Annotated in this window: 1 protein-coding gene and 1 pseudogene; one reads left to right on the top strand and one right to left on the bottom strand. The window is 47.1% G+C overall.

Annotated elements, in window-relative coordinates:
* The coding region (locus tag R8N28_RS27120) for a type II secretion system protein N (protein ID WP_318183903.1) at positions 1–576 on the top strand (576 nt) is incomplete at its 5' end.
* 286 nt (positions 577–862) lie between these two features.
* Here the strand turns inward: R8N28_RS27120 and R8N28_RS27125 are convergent.
* Positions 863–1,037, bottom strand: a pseudogene (locus R8N28_RS27125) (3'(2'),5'-bisphosphate nucleotidase CysQ); the annotation flags it as partial.

Here is a 1,037-nt window from a genome sequence, read left to right on the forward strand (position 1 = left end):
GGGCAAGTGAATTGGGATTTCCAATGGTCTAGCTTGTTTACCGGCAAAGCCGAATTTTCGGTACGTTTTGGGCGCGGCAGTGATATGAACATTCGTGGTCGAGGTTTAGTTGGTTACAGCCTCAGCGATGGCCTTTACGCGGAAAATTTGGTTGCGTCGATCCCGGCATCGAAAGCCGTCGAACAAGCGCGCCTGCCGGTGCCTATTGGTGTTGATGGCCAGCTGGAGTTGAACATTCGTCATGCGACTTACGCAGCTCCGTGGTGTAAAACTGGTGAAGGCACTTTGGTTTGGAGTGCCAGTGGCATTCAAAGTCCAGTGGGAAGCTTAGAGCTCGGCCCTGTTATTGCTGATTTGAAATGCCAAGATAGCGTGCTAACTGCATCAGGTGAGCAAACCAGTACGCAAGTTTCCTCGGCGTTTTCAGCGGAGCTGATGCCGAATCAACGCTATTCAACGAAAGCGTGGTTTAAACCTGGCGCAGATTTCCCATCAAGCATGGGGGAGCAGTTGAAATGGCTTGGACAGCCAAACGCACAAGGCCAATACGAGTTTGACTACAAAGGCCGATTCTAATCTCGAGCCAACGTAATACAGAAAAGAGCTGCCAATGTGCAGCTCTTTTTACTTTTGGATCATAGTAGGCCAAACCATCTATTCGCTGTACGTAAATAAACGAGGGACAAAGCTGATTAATTAAGTATTTGTATTTTAATGGAATTGTGTGATTTTGTGCAGTTTAATTAGCTTTAGGTATATGGTAGGTCAAATACTGTTAAAGCTGCTCATGCGGGAAAAAGAAAAGGCCGTGAACGGAATTCACGGCCTAATGATACAAGTTGAGTTACGCAAGTATAAGTATTTAATCTTTGCGTTGCAGGATGTCATCCCAAGGCAAATTCGTATCGCCCAGCACGATAAAGTTCGGGTTCTCTAGCGTTTCCCGTTCGTTGTAAGACAAAGGTTCGAGGTGAGTGCTGAGAATACGTCCGCCTGCTTCTTCCACGATGCATTGCGTTGCTGCTGTATCCCATTCG

The organism is Vibrio sp. Vb1554 (assembly GCF_033344235.1).